General features: G+C 37.0%; 24 protein-coding genes and 1 pseudogene. 13 read left to right on the top strand and 12 right to left on the bottom strand.

The annotated features are described in order from the left end of the window. Positions 1–38: 38 nt before the first annotated feature. The 5 genes from NST93_RS15775 to NST93_RS15755 form a co-directional block, all read right to left on the bottom strand. Positions 39–935 (bottom strand): GNAT family N-acetyltransferase, encoded by an 897-nt coding sequence (locus NST93_RS15775; protein ID WP_405098647.1) that lies wholly within the window; start codon positions 933–935, stop codon positions 39–41. Positions 936–1,143: 208 nt separating this feature from the next. Beyond that, complete coding sequence (locus tag NST93_RS15770; protein ID WP_405098645.1) at positions 1,144–1,494, bottom strand: DUF2200 domain-containing protein; 351 nt, start codon at positions 1,492–1,494, stop codon at positions 1,144–1,146. A gap of 54 nt (positions 1,495–1,548) precedes the next feature. Next, positions 1,549–2,424, bottom strand: coding sequence for a YitT family protein (locus NST93_RS15765; protein ID WP_405098643.1), 876 nt, complete (start codon positions 2,422–2,424; stop codon positions 1,549–1,551). A 147-nt stretch (positions 2,425–2,571) separates the two neighbouring features. Further along, positions 2,572–2,937, bottom strand: coding sequence for a hypothetical protein (locus NST93_RS15760; RefSeq protein WP_405098641.1), 366 nt, complete (start codon positions 2,935–2,937; stop codon positions 2,572–2,574). Positions 2,938–3,138: 201 nt separating this feature from the next. Next, the gene (locus NST93_RS15755; protein ID WP_405098639.1) at positions 3,139–3,768 is read right to left on the bottom strand and encodes a YdhK family protein; all 630 of its coding nucleotides are present in this window, start codon (positions 3,766–3,768) and stop codon (positions 3,139–3,141) included. Positions 3,769–4,283: 515 nt separating this feature from the next. On the opposite strand from NST93_RS15755, the gene NST93_RS15750 reads away from it, so the two are divergent. Together NST93_RS15750 and NST93_RS15745 are read left to right on the top strand one after the other, a co-directional pair. After that, positions 4,284–4,619 (top strand): ArsR/SmtB family transcription factor, encoded by a 336-nt coding sequence (locus NST93_RS15750; protein WP_405098637.1) that lies wholly within the window; start codon positions 4,284–4,286, stop codon positions 4,617–4,619. An 18-nt stretch (positions 4,620–4,637) separates the two neighbouring features. Continuing rightward, positions 4,638–5,585 (top strand): cation diffusion facilitator family transporter, encoded by a 948-nt coding sequence (locus tag NST93_RS15745; protein ID WP_405098635.1) that lies wholly within the window; start codon positions 4,638–4,640, stop codon positions 5,583–5,585. A gap of 116 nt (positions 5,586–5,701) precedes the next feature. Here NST93_RS15745 and NST93_RS15740 read toward each other — a convergent pair whose 3' ends face one another. From NST93_RS15740 to NST93_RS15725, 4 genes are all read right to left on the bottom strand, one after another. Then, a complete protein-coding gene (locus NST93_RS15740) occupies positions 5,702–5,971 on the bottom strand; it encodes a hypothetical protein (protein ID WP_405098633.1) in 270 nt (89 codons plus the stop codon). A gap of 134 nt (positions 5,972–6,105) precedes the next feature. Then, entirely contained in the window at positions 6,106–6,393 is a 288-nt protein-coding gene (locus tag NST93_RS15735) for a VOC family protein (protein ID WP_405098631.1), read from the bottom strand. 48 nt (positions 6,394–6,441) lie between these two features. Next, complete coding sequence (locus tag NST93_RS15730) at positions 6,442–7,209, bottom strand: Nif3-like dinuclear metal center hexameric protein (RefSeq protein WP_405098630.1); 768 nt, start codon at positions 7,207–7,209, stop codon at positions 6,442–6,444. Between the two features lie 161 nt (positions 7,210–7,370). Next, complete coding sequence (locus NST93_RS15725; RefSeq protein WP_405098628.1) at positions 7,371–7,946, bottom strand: shikimate kinase; 576 nt, start codon at positions 7,944–7,946, stop codon at positions 7,371–7,373. A gap of 441 nt (positions 7,947–8,387) precedes the next feature. On the opposite strand from NST93_RS15725, the gene NST93_RS15720 reads away from it, so the two are divergent. Next, positions 8,388–9,650, top strand: coding sequence for a glycosyl hydrolase family 18 protein (locus NST93_RS15720; protein ID WP_405098626.1), 1,263 nt, complete (start codon positions 8,388–8,390; stop codon positions 9,648–9,650). 132 nt (positions 9,651–9,782) lie between these two features. Here the strand turns inward: NST93_RS15720 and NST93_RS15715 are convergent, their stop codons facing one another. Continuing rightward, positions 9,783–9,965 (bottom strand): hypothetical protein, encoded by a 183-nt coding sequence (locus NST93_RS15715; protein ID WP_405098624.1) that lies wholly within the window; start codon positions 9,963–9,965, stop codon positions 9,783–9,785. A 358-nt stretch (positions 9,966–10,323) separates the two neighbouring features. On the opposite strand from NST93_RS15715, the gene NST93_RS15710 reads away from it, so the two are divergent. The 5 genes and pseudogenes from NST93_RS15710 to NST93_RS15690 all read left to right on the top strand — a co-directional run. Then, complete coding sequence (locus tag NST93_RS15710; protein WP_405098622.1) at positions 10,324–11,112, top strand: transglycosylase domain-containing protein; 789 nt, start codon at positions 10,324–10,326, stop codon at positions 11,110–11,112. Between the two features lie 450 nt (positions 11,113–11,562). Continuing rightward, positions 11,563–12,093, top strand: a complete 531-nt coding sequence (locus NST93_RS15705) for a DUF4279 domain-containing protein (RefSeq protein WP_405098620.1) — start codon at positions 11,563–11,565, stop codon at positions 12,091–12,093. 1,440 nt (positions 12,094–13,533) lie between these two features. Continuing rightward, positions 13,534–13,689, top strand: a complete 156-nt coding sequence (locus tag NST93_RS15700; RefSeq protein ID WP_405098618.1) for a hypothetical protein — start codon at positions 13,534–13,536, stop codon at positions 13,687–13,689. Beyond that, entirely contained in the window at positions 13,686–14,696 is a 1,011-nt protein-coding gene (gene istA, locus NST93_RS15695; protein ID WP_405098616.1) for an IS21 family transposase, read from the top strand. Before NST93_RS15700 ends, istA begins: the two co-directional genes overlap by 4 nt. Continuing rightward, positions 14,638–15,072: pseudogene (locus tag NST93_RS15690) on the top strand (ATP-binding protein); the annotation flags it as partial. The gene istA and the pseudogene NST93_RS15690, both read left to right, overlap by 59 nt. 161 nt (positions 15,073–15,233) lie before the next feature. On the opposite strand, the gene NST93_RS15685 reads toward NST93_RS15690, so the two are convergent. Next, a complete protein-coding gene (locus NST93_RS15685) occupies positions 15,234–15,545 on the bottom strand; it encodes a hypothetical protein (RefSeq protein ID WP_405098614.1) in 312 nt (103 codons plus the stop codon). 180 nt (positions 15,546–15,725) lie between these two features. On the opposite strand from NST93_RS15685, the gene NST93_RS15680 reads away from it, so the two are divergent. Continuing rightward, on the top strand, positions 15,726–16,007 hold the full coding sequence (locus NST93_RS15680; protein WP_405098612.1) for a hypothetical protein: 282 nt from the start codon (positions 15,726–15,728) through the stop codon (positions 16,005–16,007). A gap of 380 nt (positions 16,008–16,387) precedes the next feature. Here the strand turns inward: NST93_RS15680 and NST93_RS15675 are convergent, their stop codons facing one another. Beyond that, positions 16,388–17,671 carry an IS110 family transposase gene (locus NST93_RS15675; RefSeq protein ID WP_405098610.1) on the bottom strand — a complete coding sequence of 428 codons (1,284 nt, stop codon included), beginning with the start codon at positions 17,669–17,671 and terminating at the stop codon, positions 16,388–16,390. Between the two features lie 76 nt (positions 17,672–17,747). On the opposite strand from NST93_RS15675, the gene NST93_RS15670 reads away from it, so the two are divergent. From NST93_RS15670 to NST93_RS15655, 4 genes are all read left to right on the top strand, one after another. Beyond that, positions 17,748–18,311, top strand: coding sequence for a hypothetical protein (locus tag NST93_RS15670; protein ID WP_405098608.1), 564 nt, complete (start codon positions 17,748–17,750; stop codon positions 18,309–18,311). Between the two features lie 448 nt (positions 18,312–18,759). Next, positions 18,760–19,320, top strand: a complete 561-nt coding sequence (locus NST93_RS15665; protein ID WP_405098606.1) for a hypothetical protein — start codon at positions 18,760–18,762, stop codon at positions 19,318–19,320. A gap of 280 nt (positions 19,321–19,600) precedes the next feature. Further along, positions 19,601–20,650 carry a Mu transposase domain-containing protein gene (locus NST93_RS15660; RefSeq protein WP_405098604.1) on the top strand — a complete coding sequence of 350 codons (1,050 nt, stop codon included), beginning with the start codon at positions 19,601–19,603 and terminating at the stop codon, positions 20,648–20,650. Further along, positions 20,643–21,008, top strand: a complete 366-nt coding sequence (locus NST93_RS15655) for an ATP-binding protein (protein WP_405098602.1) — start codon at positions 20,643–20,645, stop codon at positions 21,006–21,008. Before NST93_RS15660 ends, NST93_RS15655 begins: the two co-directional genes overlap by 8 nt. Positions 21,009–21,182: the final 174 nt, after the last annotated feature.

Here is a 21,182-nt window from a genome sequence, read left to right as displayed (position 1 = left end):
AATCTTTAAATTTAATTTAATCCTTGCCTCATTAGTCTTTAACTGCCTATTGAAGGGTTATGTTTTGTGTTATTAAACCGATGAAATGATTTGGTTTTGGCATATGATTCAAATCCAAGAGACTTGTAAAACTCATATGTCTCCGGGGTAACACAAACTACAATTGCAGTTTCCGCCCCTTTTTCACGCAACGCATGGAGTGCCAGCTTACAAACAGAGCTGGCTAATCCCATCCTCCTATATCCCGGGGCTGTTCCTACAGGTTCCAATAATCCCACTTTATTTACTTCATCAAACCAAATTAAACAAAATGCTGCCAACTCACCATTTGGAGCTTCAATTACCCAATCTAAAGATGCATCATAAGGATACGTATTCATCACGTTTAAGTAACTTTCTTCTGTAACATTTGAAGGATGAAAGGCAGCTCGATGTACTGCGACCCGATTTGCTGCATCCTCAGAACCTTTGATATGTCGTCCTTTAAACTCATCTGGCAGCTCAACAGAGAAAGGAAAACTATCCAATGAAATCTTTGAGAGTACTTCAGGATTTTCTGCTAAGGGAGTGAATGATGCTTCTTCTAAAGCTGAAATAAGATGAGACTCCTTTTCCAAAACAGTTACTTTTTGTTCATTCGCTGCAGTCATTTTATCAAACCAATCAATGACATCCTTCGATAATTCAGAATAACTGGGATTAACTTGAAATGTTAAACTGCCAGGCAGTCTAATCCAGCCCCAAGCCACTGGTTGATTATCCACTTCCCAAATCGCAGTAATCCAATCACCCTCACGTCCAACATGTAAATGACGCTGCCAAGCCAAATCGCCTATGTGAAAGTTCGACTCCAGTGTCCATAAAATTTGTGTAAGCTTCTGCATGCGTTTTAAATCACTTGAATCTTTATACATTCGGATTGCAGGTTTCCCCATATATAACCTCCTATCTAGTCATCCTCATCCATTGCTGAAAATCCCGGGTTCTGTATAAAATGGATGCCTGGCATTTTAAAATTTAGTCTAACATAAATATTCTGAATTCCATAGTGCAGAATTTAAGTTTGCCAAATAAAAAATCAGCAACTCCCAAAAGTATTGGAAACTGCTGACTCTTCATTTAGATAATCCTATTTATAAAACGTTATTTACGCAAAATCTTCTCCATCGCTTTTCCTTTTGCTAACTCATCGATCAGCTTATCCAGATAACGTATTTCCTGCATTATTGGTTCCTCGATATCTTCTACCCTAACACCGCAGACTACACCTTTAATCAAGTTCCGTGAAGGATTCATGCGGGGAGCTTCCACAAAAAAGGTCTCAAAGTCTGTCTCATTCTCCAGTTGAACTTCTAACTTTTCCTGGCTGTATCCTGTTAACCAGCGAATAATTTCATCAACTTCTGACTTTGTGCGCCCTTTTTTCTCTGCTTTCGTAACATAATGCGGATATACTTTTGCAACACTCATTGTATAGATTCGATGTTTAGCCATGACTGCTGCTCCTCCTTTACATTTCAGCTAGTCGGACGCTATATGATTTTCTTATTAATGAATATCTTTTTTCCCAAAATTGCCACCTTTAACTTCTGCTACATCATACACGGCAATAAATGCATGTTTGTCAATTTCGGAAATGATTTCCTTCATTTTACTATCTTCTAAGCGATTAATGATACAGGTAATTTCTTTAAACTTTTCATTTGTATAGCCGCCTTCAACCAAATTATAAGTTGCGTTGCGGCCTAAACGATCACGAATTGTTTCCACCATTTTTTCCGGCTCGCTCGTTATTATTTTATATGTTTTAGAACCACTCAAACCTTCCTCAACAATATGAATTACCTTAGAAGCAATAAAATAAGCAATTCCTGATAAGAAAGCACCTTGCAGTCCAAAAACTGTTGAAACGACGATAAAAACGAATAAATTTAAAAATAAAATAAGGTCGCTTGTTCCAAAAGGCAATTTTCGGGCAAGTAATACTGCCAGCATGTCAATACCATCTAATGCTCCGCCATTTCGCAATGCCAGTCCCATCCCAAAGCCGATAATAATACCTCCGACAACGGTTATTAATAATGTATCTCCCTGAACAATAATTGGGATGTGATGCATAATGCTTGTAGCAAATGCCAGTGCAGCAATCCCAATTATAGAGTAAATCGCAAAGCTTTTACCGATCTGCTTATATCCCAGAAATACAAACGGGATATTTAACAGTGCAATTAAAACTCCTAGCGGCAGTCCGAACAGCTGTGAGCCAACAATACTGAGACCCGTCACTCCTCCGTCAGAAACATTGTTTGGGATAAGCACAGACTCCAGTCCATATGCTGTTATAAAAGCTCCAATAGCAACTGCTAATCCACGTAATATTTTTTTAGTTAGTATTATTCCTCTCTTACTTGTGCTAGTATTCATTTACTTTCCTTCTTCCAACCTTCTAGTTTGTATATACTGCATTTTCTTATTTAAACATAAAATTCATTTTTCGGGTAATATTTTATACATCAGGGTTTATGAAAAAACTAAAAAAACAGGATGGCTAACAAGCAATTAGCCCACCCCTTATCTTCTTCCTAACTTTAATGCTCCAATAATCAACGGAATCTGTAAAGGCAAACGCAGCCATAGTATCCAAGGATTCGCCTGTTTGCCCGGCTGAAATGAAATTTTATTCACAGCCATATACACATTTGCCGGAAAAACAGCGACCATAAAGAGAGCTAATAGTTTTCCCGTGATTTGCTGTCCTTTTTTAACCCAAAGCAAGACTGAAAAAATCATTTCAAAAATACCTGTAACGAGAACGATTGCTCGTTTGAAAGGCAATTGTTTTGGTACGGCTCTGCGGAACCCTCGTTCGCGGACGAAGTGTAAGATTCCAGCGCCAAATAAGAGAATCGAATATAGTGTTCGAAAAAATGATTTCATCGTATGCCGCCTTTCCCTATATTTAAAAGCTATCGATTTGTACTAATTCAGTGTAACATGTTATTTCTTATTTTATTAAATCTAAGCGTGAAAGTCAGCATTATTAATTATCACATTCGATTTGCAGGAGAAATCCCCCTTTAGATAAAACAAGTTATCCAAAAGGGGAAGCATGGGAGCTAACTAGCAACTTGCCTCCATTTACTTTTCCTGTAGACTCAGTTCAGCTTCTGTCACCCATTTATGGTTTTCTACTTCTTCGCCAGTCTCGGTATCCTTAAAATTCACCATATATACAGTTGTCTGTTCAGCCGAATCTATAGCAGCCGCAGCTCCATCCATTCCTTGCATATGGTCTGCATTTAATACCGCTTCCTCTCCTGGTTCAACTAGATCTTCTCCACTGTCTTCAATTTCCTCATGAATAACCCATTTATGATTCTCAACAGGCTCTCCACCATCCGTTGGTGTATAGGTAACAGAATAAACAGTTGTTTCGAAAGCGCCTGTTATTGTTGCTGTTGCACCCTCCATGCCTGGCATATGCTTGGCGTGCATGAGTGCTTGGCTTCCAACTGGATATGTCGGATTATCTGCCACAGCTAAATCCTCTGGCACTTCACCTGAACTTGAATGATTCATTTCTGAGTGATCCATTCCCTCTTCTGCGGTATCAGACTCTGCATCATTTATATCCTTATTTTCCTCTGAATCACTCTCTGTAACTGTATTGTCTTCAGGAACTGTCTCATTACTTTCAGCACAAGCTGATAATACAATTCCGAATATCAATATAAAAACACTTAATAAGAACTTCACTTTTTGCTCCACAGTTGAACATCCTTTCTTTTATCAAAACAGCCATAATTATGCCATCAGTTATGCTGTTTTCTATAAACCACTCTGTAAGCATCCATTCGCTCAGGGAACACTATTTTCATTCTTTCACATTCTATGACTTTTCATGCAGAAATACTCCTGCAATAACTTTTATGAGGCAGTCGTTCAAATTATCTGGACAACAGTTATCCAAGACGATTTAAGACCTTGAGAAAGCTGAATAAAAGCATCTTATTTCTTTAATTGGATACAGGACTATTTCTTTGTTATCACGAGCAGTTATATTGTAAACTTCCCTTCCCATCCTTCTCCTAAACACTGCGGACTACGCCGGAAAACAAATTGCATTTTTCCGTATTCATCCTTTGTTTATTTTTACTTCGAAGGTGAATAGTAGATGAGAGGGGCAAATTCCTTCTGTTTGACATTTAATACAGGAAACGTTAGCATATACATGAACATATACTCATATACTCACATACGATGTGTTGCAAGGGGGGAAAATAATGAGTGAAGAGAAAAAACTTGGAGAATTATTTAATGATACAGGACAAGATTTAGATGAAGAGACACTTTTCGTTGTTTCGCAAACATTTAAAGCATTAAGTGACCCAACAAGAATTCGCATTTTAAATTTACTTTGCACAGGGGAGCATCCCGTCAATGAAATAGCCGAGACGTTAAATTTAAGCCAATCGAGTGTCTCCCATCAGCTGCGTTTTTTGAAGAATTTAAGATTAGTCAAATACAGGAGAGCGGGAACAACGTTGTATTATTCAGAAGATGACGTTCACGTTATGAATCTGCTCAAGCAAGCAATCGAGCATGCTGCACATCATTAATTTAGGAGGGTACTCTAATTGGGACACGATCATGGACATGACCATACACATGGTGCAAATAAAAAGATACTAATGATAAGTTTTATTATTATTACAGGTTATATGTTCGTAGAGGCAATTGGAGGGTTCGTTACAAATAGCCTGGCATTATTATCTGATGCAGGACATATGTTAAGTGACTCCATATCGCTTGGGGTGGCAGTTTTAGCATTTACACTTGGGGAAAAGGCCGCTAACTATAGTAAAACATACGGATATAAACGATTTGAAATATTAGCGGCTGTCCTGAACGGTGTGACACTCGTATTAATTGCAATATACATCTTTTATGAGGCAATTCAGCGATTCCAAAATCCGCCTGAAGTTGCTTCAACAGGAATGCTGATCATTGCTTCCATTGGATTAGTAGTCAATATTATTGTTGCATGGATTATGATACGTGGCGGAGATGTAGAGGAAAATCTAAATATGCGTGGCGCCTATTTGCATGTGATTAGCGATATGCTTGGTTCTATTGGTGCCATTATCGCTGCACTGCTCATCTTATTCTTTGATTGGGGCTGGGCAGATCCACTTGCGAGTGTTATTGTGGCTGCACTCGTATTACGAAGCGGCTACTACGTTACGAAGTCTGGACTCCATATCCTAATGGAAGGGGCACCACAAAATGTCGATGTAGACAAAGTGATTCAGACGCTCCAAAACACACAAGGGATTCAGGCTGTTCATGATTTACACATCTGGTCGATTACAAGCGGACTAAATGCACTCTCTTGCCATGCTGTTGTCGCTGATCAAATGTCGATAGCTGAAAGTGAACAAATGCTTCGTCAAATTGAACATGACCTTGAACATCAAAACATTCACCATATGACGATTCAACTGGAAACATCTGCACACCTGCATGATAACTCAATCTTATGCAAGGTAAAAGGAGAAGCACCTGGACATCACCATCACCACTGATTGGTCTTGATACTCTGCAGCAAACATTTAAAAATGAATGATTCTCTCAAATGGACACTAATATTTGAGAGGATCATTCATATCATTTCCTGCACGTTCCTAATTGCTAATAGAAATTATAGAACCGCTGCTATCGGAAAAGCAATTAACATCCCTAATGGTATAGAAAGCCACATCATTTTTATCGATGTCTGATAACTTTTGAAAACAAGGAACAATACACCAGCCAGCCAAAACACAATAATCAGAAAAAATATTGGCGCTACAAAGATACTGTTTGTATAATTCTCTCCAATCGCTCCAGAAGCAAAAAATACTGTGACTAAAATTGCAATAATTCCACTGAGAACGAAATGAAAGATGACCACTGTCTTGCTAATTCTCAAGTTTTCCCCTCCTATCTATCTCTCTTTCTCCCTAAAATGGCCCGATTATCAATAATGTTTACACCATCCCCTTATACGACTTGGCCCTGCGGCCTGTACATGTAGTTTAATGTATCTCGGTTATAGATTCATTTTCATTTTGTATTTTTCGTGTCGGAGCGGAATTCTGGGGACTTGAATATTTTATCCTCTGAATAAATCTTACTCTCCAGCACAATCCCTGTGCCTTCCATTGGTATAACGTAAAGATGACCAAATTGAATTTCCCCGCCTGTTTTTATTCCCAAAATATCGCAGTACCATTCTCTCGCTTTCCCTATGTTACTCACGGGGATAAATACAATACCAATTTGTTTTAAAATTGGATTTTCCCTAAAAACTGGCCCTTTCAACAGCTTTATTACCTCTTCTCCGTCTTCCATATAAAATCCTGTTTCTTATTAATTAAGACTGTATATCGTTACCTGTATTTAAATGTTTTTATGATTCAATTCAACATGACTTTCTTTCAATTTAACAATTTTAATATCCTGATTTAATTCCTGAATTTTATTTGCCAGACTCTCCACACCGAAGATTTCTGTGAAAGTATGGCTGCCAGCTAAAAGGTTGATCCCTGCAAATTGAGCATATTGAATTGTATATAAAGTGGCTTCTCCTGTTATATAAGTATCACAACCATCGTCAACTGCCATTTTTATATAGTCAGTAGAATGTCCTGCACCAGTTAACACACCAATCTTCTTAACCTGTTTGTTATTGTTTTTCCAAAATCTTACTGGCTCCTCTAACGTATCTCTCAACCTTTGGACAAGAACATAAAAGTCAACGGCTTTGTTAAATCCACCCACACCAGGCTTTTCTCCATTATCAAAGACGGAGTACTTAATAACGCAATCAATACCAATAACATTCATAAGAGAAGTACAAGTACCAAACTCGATAAAGTCTAAAGGACCATGTATCCAAAAATGACTGATATTATATTCTTCTAATTTCTTTATGCATTCCTCTCTTAATCCATAAATAAAGTCCCAAGCATCATGGTGGGTAATCATCAAGTCAACATCGTTTTCTGCAGCTTTTTCAATTGTTTCGATAGATAAATTTGTTGCATATCCAATTGTTGAGATGGAAGAATTTGAGGTATACGTAAAACCGTAATCGTCCTCAAATTCTTCCAATAATTCTTGATTAAATAGTGTTTGGATATACCGTTCGAATTGTTCCAATCTCATCCCTTTTCACCCACTAATCCCTAAATTTATAAAGTGAAACTTCAATCAGTGGGAGCTTTTGCATTTCCCCCCACTGATTGTCAGTTGAACCAATCGAGCGATTAGTGGCAGTTGATCCCCCGCATAAAGTATTCATTTCTTCTCTATCTTTGACGTGGGGATTACTGCCACTTAACCTGCGATAAATTAAATCTTTCCGATATTAATTCAGCTGCTTCAGCCGCGCTTAAATCCGTATTATTTATTCTTATGTAATTTTCCCTATTAATTTCACCTTGGTAAGAGTTTAGTCTGTGTTTTTTCATTGTTGCTTTTAGTTCATTCTCAGACCACTCGACACTCCTCTTTGTAGGATTATGTTCCAATCTAAGCGGGCTTTTATTTCTTTTCAGTCTTTCGTCAATATCAGCTTCCAACTCAACAAAATAGATGGTTCCACCTTTGGACTCGAAGATTTCGCACACCCTATCTACATAGTCCCAATCCTCTTGTTGATCAAAAGCCCAAACGTAAGTAAATATTAATCCTTCCTGTTCACTATCAGCTACTGCCTTAAATATTACCTCCCGAAATCCATTCGAGAGCTTCCACATTTCCGGACTAAATCCAAGAAATGGTGCAAGCAACTCAATCGTCATATGGTTGTGGAAGAGTTTCAATCCTGTTATCTTTTCTAATTCCTGACCTACTGTCATTTTGCCAACTGCTTGCGGACCAAATAGGAGCACAAACTTCATAAGCTACCTCCATTATGTAAGTAAGGGCTAATAACAAGAATTAGCCCTTATTCCGATTCTGTTTATTTACTATTAAACTTTCTATTTCCTTAAGCATCTCATAAGCATCCTCTGATTTCCTCCTGAATGTGTTTTACGAACAAAATTTCATCTTTCTTTAACACATTCAATTAACCTCTTGACACTTGATGACGCGCATCATTTTGTTCTCCCCTTACCTTTTTCTGAGTATAACACCGAAAAGGAATTTTCACAATAATCGCCAGTTTTGATTTAAGTTGCCTCTCTTTCATTGTGATTGCTACATTTTGAGACTCACTTATAAGCGCCGCTATCCCCAAATCGGAACACAATATGTTGAAATCAATATACTGTTTAAAGAGCCCAATATCTCAGTATGCCTTAAGCACTCCTAACTTTGGATAGAAAAGAGGAATTATAATGTTTGTTTATACGGTTAATCCTGGCGATTCTTTGTTTACCATAAGTCAAAAATATGATGTTCCGGTTGAGGTCCTCCGCAGTGTAAATGGATTAGTTAATCCAAATATTGTTCCCGGTCAGGCTTTACTGATCAATACAAATATTTATACCGTTCAGCCAGGGGACAATTTCTATACGATTGCCCAAATGGCTTATGTTTCTATGGACATGTTAATTGCAGCTAATGCTGGGGTGAATCCAAATTCCTTACAGCCTGGAATGAAAATTATTCTCCCTAAACTGCCTGGTTATACTGCTACTACTTTTAATTATTTCTATATAACTGGAACCGAAAGTGACCAACATTTAATTAGAGACTTCGCTCCTTATACTACCTATTATTCATTTTTCGAATATCACTTCAATTCAGACGGTACGCTTAGCTCATTAAATGATTTGCCCTCCATAGAATTGGCTTGGAACAGTAACACAGCTCCATTAGCCACAATTACAAATTTAACTGTTGCTGGATTCAGTTCTGAATTAACAAGCCAAACACTAAATAATCCTTCGACTAGACAACATTTAGTTAATAATATTTTCACCCTTGTTTCTCAACGAGGATATGCAGGTGTGAATATCGACTTTGAAGGTACGTTGCCAGAAGATCGTGATATTTTTTCTGCATTTCTAAGGGAACTAGGAGAACTGCTTCATGGTGCCGGATTGTTGTTAACGATTGCTGTTCCGCCAAAAACGAGCGATGATACCCCATGGAATGAAGGTTATGATTACGGAGCGATTGGATCTGTAGTAGATTTGATGTTTATTATGGCCTATGATTGGCATCATATGGCAAGTGAACCCGGACCAGTTGCACCAATAAGTGCTGTGAGGGATACAATTGAATTTGCTTTGAACAAGATGAATAGCAGCAAGGTCATTCTTGGCGTGCCATTATATGGTTATGACTGGACATTGCCGTATAATCCAGACATTCCGGCAACTGCAATCTCAAACCACAATGCAATTGAACTCGCAATGAACTTTCGGGTACCGATCAATTACTCGAAAGAGGATGAGGCACCCTACTTTTACTATGTCGATGAGGCGGGACAAAATCATGTTGTCTGGTTTGAAGACACCCGAAGCATCGCTGCAAAAATGCAGTTAGTACGTGAATACCAACTTCAGGGGATCGGAGCCTGGCAGGTTGGCCTTGGTTTCTATCAGGGTCCATGGCTCTTAACAAACTTTTTTAATATCGAAAAGGTAACTTGAGCTATTCTTCACTACAATCATGGATTATTTTCAGCTAAATGATAAGCTGTAAATGAATCGTACACAAATGAAAAAGCTTGGATATTTTCCAAACGTTTCTATTACATTATTAATTGTCATTCTGATTAACTGCTAGTTGCAATGCTTCGATTGGAACAGTTTTTTGCTAGCTGTTTGATTATCTGAATCAGCTTCTTCTGTGTTTGGCTGATTAGATTGATCGGTACTCCCCTTCAATTCTGTCTGGCCATCCTCCTGGCAAGCGGCTAGCATTAGCACTAAGAAAGTGACCAAAATAATAGCAACCTTTTCCACATTTTTTACCTCCTGTAAACTGGACCCCAAATAAAGTACAGCAAGGATATTTGTAAAACGTATTCTGCCTTTTTTACAGCCGATAAAATCTTTAGTAAATCAGCTAGTAATTACTGGTGAATGTCAATCTTTTTACTGCTGGAGCGTTTCCTTACAAGATTGTAAGAGATATGAAAGATAAATCGATGGGAACATGGATAAAATCTTATTATAATAAAAATAGTTAAAAATTAATTACAGGAGTGATCCTATATGAAATCGACCAATAAAGCGTTTCTTCTATATATGTTTGTTCTAATTTTCATTGTTACAGGATTTGGGTATTTGTATATGGCAAATGCCTAGGAGGTATATACTTGTGAATCGTACAAATTATAATGCTTCGAATTCAAGAATACAAAAACGGAAGCAAGTAAAGAGTAAAAGTAAGTTTAGGACGATAAGACGTTTTATCAAGCTTATTTGTATTATTCTTATATTGAATATTGCGGGATTTGCTTCCGCTATTGTAGCGGGACAATTAATGATTGATGAAAAAGAGATTGAAAGGCTGCAATCCCCTGACGTCACTATCAGTACACAAGAGTACGTAAAGATTAGCGACATGCCAGATTATATTTGGAAGGCATTCATCGCCATTGAAGATCATCGCTTTATGTCCCATCCCGGAGTGGATCCAGCTGGATTTTCACGCGCTATGTGGGAGAATCTCAAGGCCTGGGATTTCGTGGAGGGCGGCAGCACGATTACGATGCAGCTGTCCCGTAGCCTGTTTTTAACACAGGATAAAGAAGTCGGCAGGAAGCTGAAAGAAATGATCATCGCCGTGAATTTGGAGCTTGAATATTCGAAAGAAGAATTACTTGAAATGTATGTAAATGGCATTTATTTTGGCCATGGGGAATTTGGGATTGAACAAGCAGCGAACTTTTATTTTGGCAAAACTGTACGTGCCGATGATCCGAAGAAAGACACAATTAATCTAAGTGAGGCAGCAATGCTGGCTGGCTTATTGAAGGCACCTGAATACTATTCTCCCAAGAAATATCCGGAAAAAGCAAAGCAGCGGCAAGAAATCGTTTTACTCCGGATGAATGAACTCGGGATGATTTCTGAGGATGAAATGGAAATGGCTGTGGATTTATAAACTTTCCCATGTCTAAAGCTGTAATCGGTAAGTTCATAAGTGTCAGTGTTCAGACATTATTTCACCCCTATTTAATTGTATTATCCTAGAAAATAGAAAAACTACTGACCATAAAAATATTTTCTAATATTGACATACTTCATCAACTTCAGTAAGATATTCTGCATATTAGAGTAAATTAAATTAGGGAAGGTTTTTTGGGAAAGTTACTTGTTGCTTTAACTAGTTTAATCGTATTATTGTGTTCCATTTCTCTACCCGCAAGTGCGGAAGTTCTGTCAAAACCTATACTTAATCCTGATTTAAACAATCTATCCTTAGTAAGAAGTATCCTGTGGCACAAGTTGACATTACTTACCACAAAAAGTACTAGAGCAGTTTACCTGATGCCAAAAAGGTGGTAATCGTTTTGCCCCTACAGGTTACTGCCATACGAGATAAGGAGCTAAAATGGAACGTACAATCTTTGTAACATTCATGTTTTATACCATGTTCGGCGAAGATGAATCTCGAACGTATAAACATTTTAACCCAAATGAGATAACTAAAAAATTAAAAACCATCCCAATACATATACAAAATTATGAACCAAATTATACAGGAAATGTTCGGTCAAGGATTCCATCTAATGCTGAAATCGCATCTTGGATTTATCGTGTAGGCAGTTCTGAAGTAATCCACGACGAAGATTTATATCCGCAAGTATATGTTGAAGAATTACTGAAAGTACTGGATAAGCAATTGTTTAACGAATCTAATAAAGAAGCAATCAAAGATATCCTGTCTGAATATGACGCTTACTGCTCTTTAGAAATCTATACTTTTGGTTTTGGAAACTTAATAGAATCAATAACTGCCCCATCTAGTATATTACTGACATTAGGAGAGCTAGGGGCAGATTTAGAAGTGAACACTCATAGTGAGCCATTAAGTTACTATTTAGAGACAGCATATAAATATAAACGCCTTTTTCAAAGCTAGTGATTTTTATAAGCTGAGCTGGATAAAACACCTCGAAATGTTAGACAAGTTTAGTATTAGGAATAATTTTGAGGTGTTCTTCCATGCTTTGTTTATCCTACTCACTAGATGGTTTCTAACTAGTGCTTTAGTTAATTAAGAATAAATAAAAAGGATCTCAATATAGAGGTCCTTTTTCAATTTGGCAAGTTACCACGTAAAAAAACGTTATCTATTAATCCAAACGGCGTTGTAGACATACACCCTTCACACCCAGATTATAAATATCGGCTAGAGGATGACAAATGAAAGTAGGTCATCTCTACGACTTTTATTTTCCATCCGAATAAGGACAGGGCGGAAAACAGCATCCTGTCCTTATTCTTATAATTAACAATGAGCGCGACATAGCCATCGAATTAAAGATAGCGAGGACGGGTCCGACTTATAAACATCCTCAACGGATAAAGATTGATGACAGTCCAAATGATAATTTTTCTCAAGACTCACACGTTCAATACGATACATACTCATATTACGAAGTAGTGCAGCTACGTTCCAGAGGTTATTTAAGTGAACACAATTTTAGTAGAGTCGCTAGTAAGTTTAAGCAATATTATGGTCTGTAATAATCTAAGCATTCTTCACATCACATGAGGTGTGCTTATTTTTATTAGTTAAATCTCCATACTAAGAATTCTTTTTTTGACGTTTGATTAGGTATATTAGGTTCCACACAATACCAACGACAATCAGAAAAAATGATAAATATATAAAAAAATGTAATGACTTCCAGCAATAACATCTTCAGCTAAAATAAAAATAATAATACAAAAAAATAAGTACAAGTGAGGTAATATATATCTATTCAAGTTATATCTCCTTCCCATATCTAGAATATTATTAATGTGTAAAACTGTTCTGAACTCTAATAGTTGATCTGAGAAGAGTTCTATATATATCTTATTTTTTAACGCCTTGTTATTCTAGTGTTATCTATTAATTTGAACATGAGTCTTGGGGTGATTAAAAATAAACTCTTACAGGATTAAGCCTGCGGATCTTCGTATGGCCCTTCACACCGACAGTTGGGCCCAATTACGGAAGATACTTACTTTTCACCTTAAGATCCCTTTGGTTCTGAAGCAATGTTTTCTAGTTGTGTTTTAACTTTTTGAGGGTCTTCGGTAGACAATCTCATTAACAATCTTAATATTAAAATTGAAAACACTACAGCGTATTGGGGAAATTTGTTCCTTTCCTTTAGATATAAAAACACCCCTTTAGATGATCATATCCAAAGGGGTTAAACGATTGTATAGTGCAAAATAAAAGTTAAGAGTATTGCAACCGAAATGTTAGAAGGTTGCAGAAAAAGAAAAGGCTTGCCAGCCCCTTCAAAATACCCTACCGTTATTGGTGTCTAATCAATTAATGGTGGAGAGTGAAAGGATGCTAGCAATGCCTAAAATCAATCATATCAAAAAATTAAGAAATGATAAATCGTTATCAATCAATGAAATTTCAAAACGTACTGGTTTTAGTTGGGTAACTGTTAAAAAGTATGCGGATGGAGATCAATTACCTGAAGAAAAGATAGCTGAAAAAAGGGGATGATGTACGAAGAACAATGGGGAGAAATAGTAATTGATTGGCTAGTAGAGGATTATGCGTTAAAAAAGAAATCTAGAAGGAACAATAAAAATATATTTGAAGGATTACAGAAATTAGGATTTTCCGGTTCTTATCGAACCGTTTGTAATTTTATCCAAGAAGAATGGAAAGAAAAGATGTTGAATGAGACGGACGAGTTGAAAGAAGAATACGAAAGACTAACTCATCCACCAGCCGAAGCTCAGGTAGATTTTGGTATTACGGAAGCGATTGAAGATGGAAAAGCAAAAGATATCCATTGTTTGGTGATGAGTTTTCCTTATAGTAACGCAGGCTTTACGGTTCCCTTACCTGCGGAAAACCAGGAATGCTTTTTAGAAGGCCTTAAAGTAATCTTTAATCAATCTGGATTTGTTCCTAGGAAACTTCGCTTGGATAATCTCTCAGCAGCAGTGGTTAAGGCAAGAGGGCGTAATCAGGAAACAGTCTTCACAGAGGAATTTCAACGCTTTGCGAGTCACTATGGATTTGAAGCGCAAGCTTGTAACCCAAGAAAGGGAAACGAAAAGGGACATGTAGAAAATAAAGTGGGATATGTGCGTTACAATTTTTTCACACCATCTCCTGTCATAAGAGATTTAGCACACTTACGTGATTTATTATTCGAACAGTGTAGGAAAGATCATGAACGGTCTCATTATAAAAAGGGCGAAGTTATTGTAGATTTGTTGGAAGAAGAGAAAAAATACGGTCTGGCTTTACCAGAATCTAATTATCCGGTATTTAAACAATCGATGGTGACCGCTAATAAATATGGCGAGGTGCGTATAGATCGAGCACTAATTCACGTGCCTAAGAGTTATCATTACAATAAATTATATTTAATTCAATACTGGGATTACTATAAAGTTGTTTCTGCAAATGGAGAAATTCTATCTAAAGGGCCTAGATATTTTAACAGGTGCACCAGGAACGGGAAAATCACATCTGGCCACGGCATTAGGCCGTAAGGCTTGTAGAAACGGATATGAGGTCCGTTTCTACCGGGTCGCTGATTTAATAGAGTTATTGGAAAAGTCATGGACTGACGGACGCTATCAGCTATTGAGGAACCGATTTAACAAAGTAGATTTAATTATTCTCGATGAGATGGGATACGTCCCATTTAGCAAGGATGGAGCCGAATTACTATTTCAATTAATCTCAGACTGGTATGAACGAAAGAGTCTTATCATCACGTCAAATCTAGAGTTTAGTCAGTGGAATAAAATATTTGTGGATGCGCGTTTAACCGCTGCCTTGGTGGATCGAGTTATTCACCATGCCCATATCTTAAGTTTCACTGGTGATAGTTACCGCGTAAAATACGCTTTATCGAATCGTTAATTACAAAGGAAAAAACGGGCTGGCAAAGTTCTAAACTTTTCGTTGCATTCTTCTAAACTTTTTGCTTGCAAAACACAATAGTGTTCTAAAATTAAAAAAGATACAAGAATGATTGACCTCGTATCTTTTTACTTTATATATTTTCAATTGTTAATTTTATATTATCCGAATGACATTGCCATAATAAAAAGAGACCACCAAGAAACATAAAGACCAATTATAATGGTTATCAATAATACGACCGTTAAAATCATACTAAATACTCGCGATTTTATTTCTCCTGAAATCAATATCATAAACTCTAAAACAATTGCTACAGCGAACAATCCGATACTGATTATTGTTGTAATCACTAAAACTATCATATATAAATTATCGCCAAAAAAACTAGCAATCTTTTGGGCGTACACCCCTAAAAGTATGGCAAATAAAAAAGTAAAGAGAATAATTATAAAATTTTTTTTAAATTTCATACAGATATCACCACCCCGCTTTCATTCATTATCAATTAACATTTTCAGATTATCAAATTATATCTACAAAATAATACATAATTACATAAAATAAATTAAGTAATTTCATATTTTTACTTGATTATATGGAATTATGTAGTAACATGTTTATTAATTATAGAATAAAAGAGTGGTTAAAAAATGAGGAAAAATCATGTTTTATTTATCTTTTTAACTTTATTGTTAGCGCTAACATTTATAAAAGGATCTCCTGTAGAAGCTAACAATGATATCGATGAGAGGAACCTAGATATTTCTAGTGAAAGCTACGAAGAATTAATTCAAAACGGTATTTTATCAAATGATATAGACTATGAAAGCTGGATTAAAATAAAGAAACAAGCTAAAGATGAAGAATCTATTTATTTAGAAAAAAACAAAGCCCATTTAGAAGAATATAAATCCTCCCTCTATATACTTTAATTTTCTTCAAAATACTCCTGTTTACTTAGAATTTCTCAAACATAAATTTTCTGAATGTGTTGGTGGACCTAGTTGTTAGTGAGAGTGCGGAATATTCTAACACGACTTAATCCATCCTAACAGCCAAATTGTGAACATTTGGTTGAAATGGTATGACCATGCTTCTTTTCTCCACACTACTTATGGTCGCTCACCCTCCCATGTATCACGGGATTTCGCTCCATACATTCCTTCGTCCTGCGTATCCACAAGGTGGAGGTCGGAAAAAGCTCCTATGCTGGGTCTGGTGCCCGAATGGATTAAATAAGCTCCGACTCTGCATTATTGGTGTTTGTTTATTCTAAAATATTAAAGTGCATTTATTAAATACATTGTAAAACTTAAGCTGCCTGTAATGGTTGAACTTGAGGTAAACCTGTTAATAACTTATTTCCATCGAACTCACATTGTTTTGTGCCAATCACAAATAGAACACGTAATAGTTTTCCACACAGCGCAATGAGTGACTGTTGCTTCTTTAAAGGATTGTGTGGGCGGGTAGTGTAATAGTTATGCAATGCCTTGAATGTTGGATTGCTGGCTACCAAGGGGCGGACAGCTAAATACAAGGCTTTTCGCAGTTTCTTCCACCCTCGTTTTGTTATTCTAGTTTGACCTTTAAACTTCCCTGAACTGTGTTCTCGTAATGATAAGCCTGCCATATTCACCAACTGTTGTGGATGATTGTATTTTGTGAGATCACCTATTTCAGAGAAGAATGTGGCAATGGTAATTGGGCCAAGCCCCTTAATATCTATCATTTCTTGGGCGCCAGGGATGTCTTGTAGTACTTCTGTGATTTCTTCATCCAGTTCAGTTAACTGACTTTGATACAATTCATATTGATCTAAGAGGCTGTGGATTTCTTTTTTCGCAAAACGGAGTCCTGTTTCAATCCCAACGCTCTTTTTTGCCTTCTCCACCAAACTTGTTGCGCGTTTGATTCCAACCCCTCGTTTAACGACGGTTTTCCACTGCGCTAAGACTTCCTCTGGTGTCAGATGACGGAGATCAGATGGGAATGGGAATTCACGTAAGGTGAATAGAGCTGTTTTGCCTTCCCAGTCTTTAAACACATCATCAAATTCTGGAAAATACCGCTGAATATGATTCTGAATGCGGTTATCGATCGTAATTAGCTGTTTGACGAGTTGATCTCGCAATTTGATCCCTTCCCGTAATTCCGCGTAGATGCCGTCGAGAAGATTGGGTACAGAGTATCGTCCGTCCTTTATCAGCTGTGCGATGACACGCGCATCCTTGGTATCATTTTTCGTTGGCGAGTTATCATCCAGTTCTTTCGACTTTTTAACGTGCATCGGATTTACCAACACGAAGTTAATATCCTTCGCTCGTAAATAGTAAGCGAGGCTTAACCAGTAGTGTCCTGTCGGTTCAGCGCCAATAATCAGTTCACTTTTACCGTGTTCCTGTTGAAGTCTAGAAATCCAGTTTAAAAGCTGTTCAAAGCCGTGTATCCGATTGTCAAAGATCAGTCTCTTTCCAAATTCGAATCCTCGGTCGTCCTGTGCACGTGCAACGTGTTTATCCTTGGCAATGTCAATTCCTACAATCAATGTAGATGGTGTGATTTGCGATAATTTGTGGTTTTGGTTATAATTCATTTCGAGTCCTCTCCTTGGTATTTAAATTTCGGGGTCAATGCATCGACACCCAGTACTATACCAGAGAGGCTCTTTTTTGTTCAAACCTCAAATATCTTCATTACAGGAATGCTCTTATAACATAAAAACTAAAAACAATACTTCAGTAATGAAAGGAGATATACTAATAACTAATGGGACGAGCTTGAACGGATTTACAGGACATACTGGAATTGCCGTTAGTTCAAATGAAATCTTGCATACAGCAAATAAAAACAGTGTTCCTGAGATCATTAGCTTAAATGAATGGATTGAAACTTATGGATTAGAAGCCCCTGATGAAGGATTTATTCCAACAAATACAGAAGTTTACAGACTGGAAAACATAAATAGTTCCATTTTTGGTGTTTACGCCGAATTAGCTGCTGATTGGGCTCGTGCAAACTATGAAAATTCAGGATATGAATACCAAATCACTACTGATTTATTTACAACTAACCCAACCTATTGCTCAAAAATTGTTTGGCAAGCTTATTACTATGCTGCTGGACAATGGGGCCCTAGATTTCTAGATATTCCTATAACAAATATCCCAACTCCATACGGTATGCCAACATACTTTAAAAATGGTTTTGAATTAGAACTAATTACTATCATATAAAAAAATTCCTAAACACAAAAGATATGAAAAAACACACCCATATCTTTTGTGTTTTTTCTCATATATTCACTCATTTATTCCATATCCCTTTAATTACTCATAAAAACAATAACTGTATTTCAACACATATTTTCTTAGTCTCCGGTGGATTTTTGGATACACAAAAGCAATCTTATTATTCTTCCAGCTAATTATAATAAATCGATAGATCCCGACCATTGCTTTCTTTTTTAGCATAGTTACTATTTGCTTTAAATATTAAATTGTCTGCCATCTCAGCTGTGATGCTGATTGGTGTTTATGGCAAACTAATAAAGTAGGTATTGGCATTTAATTTATGTATGGCCCGTAGGGCCATACATAAATTAAATGAGCCACTTGCCAACTCCCGCAAATAACTTTAAACTCCTCGTTGGACCAACAACGTTCGACAGGAGGATATTAGGAGATGTTAGCAGTGGCTCAAGTAGATTATATCAGACATGAAGCAAATCAAAAAGGTGAAACTTATGCCAGCATAGGTAGAAGAATGGGAATCGACCCCCGGACAGTAAAAAAATATGCAAATCAAGAGGAATTTAAAAGAAAAGAGAAACAAAAACGAAAATCCCCAGTGATGGATCCTGTGAAGCCTATCCTGGATAAATGGATTAAGGAAGATCTTAAAAAGAAGAAGAAGTATCATAGAACGGCAAAGAGAATGTTTAAACAGCTAGTTGATTTTCATAGTTTCAAAGGTTCTTACCGAACCATCTGTGATTACGTATCTCGTCGTAAACGAGAGTTAAAAGAAACGATAGTGGAGGCAGCTTTACCACTAGAATCATTCCCTGGAACCGCTCAGGTTGACTTTGGTACAGCTCCATTTAAATACGAGTCAGAAGTGATTGACCTACCTTATTTGGTTATGTCTTTCCCCTATAGTAATAGTTTTTACTTCCAAGTGATTACAGCCATCCCATTGACCCAGTTATGCCATCTTTTTGGTCCACCTGAGACAAGAAAATAATCTAGCTATGACAAAGTTGATCCACTTGCTTAGAACTAACTCTATCTTAACCACAGCTTTAGCTGCTTGCTCTTTACCGCCGTGCCACTTCTTAGTGATTGTCCGTGGTACGCTACTGATGCGGATGAAGCTCTTAAGGCTGATTTTCCGCCATCAATACCGCTACCACGGACAGAAACAAGGTCAAGGGTGGTGGGAGTGTTGCTATATATAGGATTAAACTTACTGGTACTGTCTTGGCAACGGTGGATCAAAATTGTGTCTTAAGTGGATCAAAAAGATGGCAGAGGTGGGATTAGCCTATGTCCTTCTTCACCAAGTCTTTCCTTCGGAAAATACAGAGTGTTTACTAGAAGGATTGCAACGAATGTTTCACCATATGGGTGGGGTACCAAAAACCATTCGGTTCAATAATCTAACCCCAGCTGTTAAGAAGATACGTGCAAAGGGAGAACGTGAACTAACCGAGACATTTGATAGGTTTGTTTTACATTATGGATTTGCTTATGAATTTTGTAATCCAGGTAAAGGAAATGAAAAAGGGCATGTAGAAGCGATGGTTAAATATGTAAGGAATAACTTCTTATTACCCGAGAATACTATTTTAGACTTAGATCAATTTAATACGAATCTATGGATATTGGCCGAAGAAGATCGAAATCGTCCGCATTATGAAAAAGACAATCTTCAAGCTGAACTCTACGAAGAGGATAAAGCTAACTGGTTAATTCTCCCTGAAAAAGAGTTTGACTGTGCATTTTATCAAGGGGTAAGAGCTGATAAATATGGAATGATTACTTTAGATAAAAAGCAATACTCTACTTCACCTAGATTCGCAAAACAGAAAGTGAGTATTCGCTTTACATACAATACGGTATTTATCCTGAATAGTAATCATGAAGTAATTGTAAAGCATTCTCGATTATACGGAATTAGGAGAAAGTCCATGATATGGCAGCCATATCTCGAACTATTATCGAAACGACCAAGAGCGATTAAATATTCAAATGTATACGAGAAATTTCCAGTAATATGGTCTGAATATCTATCTGATTGTACCGAAGAGGAACAAAAAGATGCATTACGTTTATTAGGAAAACTCCTAAAGAATGACGATTTTTCCTTATTAAATGAAGCGTTACAGACAGCATCTATTCATGGTCATCCTAGTGTTGATCAAATCAAGCATTGCTTTTACAGTTTACTAAATCAAAATACTTCTCATAGGGCAATAATGCCGAATCTGCCCATACCAAAGGTTCCGGACATATCAAGGGGGCTATCCCATTATGACAGCTTCTTTCAAAAGGAGGGAACCGTAGGTGAATAAACAGATAGAGGAATATGCCAAGCGTTTAAAATTAAGCTGGATCAGAGAGAACTATCACGAAGTTGAAGCAAGCAATAATCAGGAATACCTTCTCAAGCTGTTTGAGAAGGTAGTGCAGAATCGTGAAGAAAGAAGAATAAATTTATTACCCAGACAAGCACGGCTTCCTAAAATGGGCATGTGTTACGAGAATAAGAGTATAGTGATAACTACAAATCTACAATTTGGTCAATGGAATCACGTCTTTGGAGACCCTGTATTAACGGAAGCAGTAATTGATAGATTGATTCACCATTCACATTTACTGCTTTTTACAGGAGACAGCTTTCGATATAAAAAATCTTTATTACACGGATAATTGGAGCTGGCATGTGGCATGCATTTTTAATTGCCGTTTCATACATTTTTTACTTGCCAAATACAAATGGGATTGGATACCGCCTGAAGCCAGTATTGGTAAGGGACCCGAGGAATATTGAACAAAGAAAAAGAGCTGAATCCGCTATTGGATCCAGCTCGAATTGTATTGATT

This window comes from Oceanobacillus sp. FSL H7-0719 (genome assembly GCF_045040795.1).
GTDB lineage: Bacteria > Bacillota > Bacilli > Bacillales > Amphibacillaceae > Oceanobacillus.
The sequence above is the reverse complement of the archived record's forward strand: the minus strand, read 5'-3'. Positions and strand labels throughout refer to the sequence as shown.

Excerpts from the sequence above, each read along its gene's own strand:
- NST93_RS15775 (WP_405098647.1), bottom strand. The coding sequence starts at position 935 with ATGGGGAAACCTGCAATCCGAATGTATAAAGATTCAAGTGATTTAAAA.
- NST93_RS15770 (WP_405098645.1), bottom strand. The coding sequence starts at position 1,494 with ATGGCTAAACATCGAATCTATACAATGAGTGTTGCAAAAGTATATCCG.
- NST93_RS15765 (WP_405098643.1), bottom strand. The coding sequence starts at position 2,424 with ATGAATACTAGCACAAGTAAGAGAGGAATAATACTAACTAAAAAAATA.
- NST93_RS15760 (WP_405098641.1), bottom strand. The coding sequence starts at position 2,937 with ATGAAATCATTTTTTCGAACACTATATTCGATTCTCTTATTTGGCGCT.
- NST93_RS15750 (WP_405098637.1), top strand. The coding sequence starts at position 4,284 with ATGAGTGAAGAGAAAAAACTTGGAGAATTATTTAATGATACAGGACAA.
- NST93_RS15735 (WP_405098631.1), bottom strand. The coding sequence starts at position 6,393 with ATGGAAGACGGAGAAGAGGTAATAAAGCTGTTGAAAGGGCCAGTTTTT.
- NST93_RS15730 (WP_405098630.1), bottom strand. The coding sequence starts at position 7,209 with ATGAGATTGGAACAATTCGAACGGTATATCCAAACACTATTTAATCAA.
- NST93_RS15725 (WP_405098628.1), bottom strand. The coding sequence starts at position 7,946 with ATGAAGTTTGTGCTCCTATTTGGTCCGCAAGCAGTTGGCAAAATGACA.
- NST93_RS15720 (WP_405098626.1), top strand. The coding sequence starts at position 8,388 with ATGTTTGTTTATACGGTTAATCCTGGCGATTCTTTGTTTACCATAAGT.
- NST93_RS15705 (WP_405098620.1), top strand. The coding sequence starts at position 11,563 with ATGGAACGTACAATCTTTGTAACATTCATGTTTTATACCATGTTCGGC.
- NST93_RS15700 (WP_405098618.1), top strand. The coding sequence starts at position 13,534 with ATGCCTAAAATCAATCATATCAAAAAATTAAGAAATGATAAATCGTTA.
- istA (WP_405098616.1), top strand. The coding sequence starts at position 13,686 with ATGATGTACGAAGAACAATGGGGAGAAATAGTAATTGATTGGCTAGTA.
- NST93_RS15685 (WP_405098614.1), bottom strand. The coding sequence starts at position 15,545 with ATGAAATTTAAAAAAAATTTTATAATTATTCTCTTTACTTTTTTATTT.
- NST93_RS15680 (WP_405098612.1), top strand. The coding sequence starts at position 15,726 with ATGAGGAAAAATCATGTTTTATTTATCTTTTTAACTTTATTGTTAGCG.
- NST93_RS15675 (WP_405098610.1), bottom strand. The coding sequence starts at position 17,671 with ATGAATTATAACCAAAACCACAAATTATCGCAAATCACACCATCTACA.
- NST93_RS15665 (WP_405098606.1), top strand. The coding sequence starts at position 18,760 with ATGTTAGCAGTGGCTCAAGTAGATTATATCAGACATGAAGCAAATCAA.
- NST93_RS15660 (WP_405098604.1), top strand. The coding sequence starts at position 19,601 with ATGGCAGAGGTGGGATTAGCCTATGTCCTTCTTCACCAAGTCTTTCCT.